This window comes from Streptomyces pseudoechinosporeus, from assembly GCF_054783935.1.
On the sequence record NZ_BAAGPS010000096.1, the window covers coordinates 1 to 1,377 of the forward strand.

Sequence of the window (1,377 nt, forward strand, 5' to 3'; positions counted from 1 at the left end):
GCGGAGCCGAACTGGTCGGAGGGTTCGGCGCCGCCGGAGACGGTGTCGAGGTCCTGTTCGAGGGCGAAGCGCGGGGTGGGCCTGCCCTCGGAGTTCAGCGTGTGGTCGAAGAGGGTCACCATGCCGGCGCCCGCGTCGGAGCCGATGGCCTCTCCGGGGGAGCCGATGGCGAAGCGGTTGGGGTCGGCGGTCATGGTGCTGCCGAAGCCGTCGCCGGCCTCCGCGGTGCCCGGCACGTTGGTGCTGTCCTGGTGGACGGCGACGTTGGTGGCGCCGCGCAGGTAGTAGAAGTCGCCCGCCCGGGCGACGCTGCCGATGGACTCGCCGGGCACGCCGATGATCAGGAAGGGTTCGCCCGCGGTGGTGGTGCCGGCGGCGAGGGAGTCGCCCATGCGGTCACCGGCCTCGACGCCGGAGGTGCCGATGGCTCCGCTGCCCTGGCCCTGTTCGAAGTGGGTGTCCTTGGTCGCGCCGGTGCCCAGGCCGCCCGGGGCGCCGTGCAGGATGTCGACCATGCCGGCGTCGGCGACGGTGCCGATGTCATCGCCGGGGATGCCGACGACCAGGTCGGTGCAGCCGTCCTCGTCCCAGTCGACGGTGGCCAGCTCCTGGCCGAACCAGTCGCTGGGCTCGGAGCCGCCGTTCACCCAGTCCAGGTCCTGGGTGATCTCGGCGGTGCCCTTGCCGCCGCCGTACACGACGCGAATGAGACCCGCGTTGGCGTCGCCGCCGACGGTGGCCTGCGGGTCGCCGACGGCGATGTCCTCGACGCCGTCGCAGTTGAAGTCGCTGACGCGGTTCGCGCCGACCTTGGCGTTCACCCAGGAGGTCAGGTCGTCGACGCGGGCGGTGATGGCGCCGGTGTCGGTGACGGTGGCGTCGATGCCGAAGCAACCGCCCTGGTAGGACTGGCTGTTGACGGCGGCCAGCTGGTGGGTGCCGTTCGTTACGCGGACCACGGGGCCGCCGGTGTCGCCCATGCAGGCGGCCGCGCCGTCCTTGCCGGTGACCGTGGCCGTGGTGGCGGCGGACGCGGTCACCGAGAACGCGCCGGTGTGCAGTTTGAGCGGCGCCCACTCGGTCTGGGTACGCCCGTATCCGGCGAACTTCAGCTCCTCGCCCGCGGTGGGTGCGGTGGTGGCCAGGGGGAGGGGGGCGACGTTGGTGACCGGCCGGTTCAGGCGGGCCAGGACCACATCGCGGTCGGTGCGCGGGACGAGCTCGACGACCTGGCGCACGGCGCCGTTGGTGCCGGTCAGGTCGGAGCGGCCGATGGTCGCGGTGGTCTTCAGCGCCGGCTTGCCGGCGGGCACCGCGAGGCTGGCGGCCGGGTTGTCGGCGAAGCAGCTGGCCGCGGTGAGCAGCCACTCGGTGTCG

The 1,377-nt window shown here is 73.1% G+C and carries 1 protein-coding gene; it reads right to left on the reverse strand.

The window, feature by feature from the left end; translation table 11 throughout:
* Window positions 1-1,377, reverse strand: a 1,377-nt coding sequence (locus ACYVO6_RS49360; protein ID WP_461073606.1) for a trypsin-like serine protease, incomplete at both ends; no start/stop codon positions are given.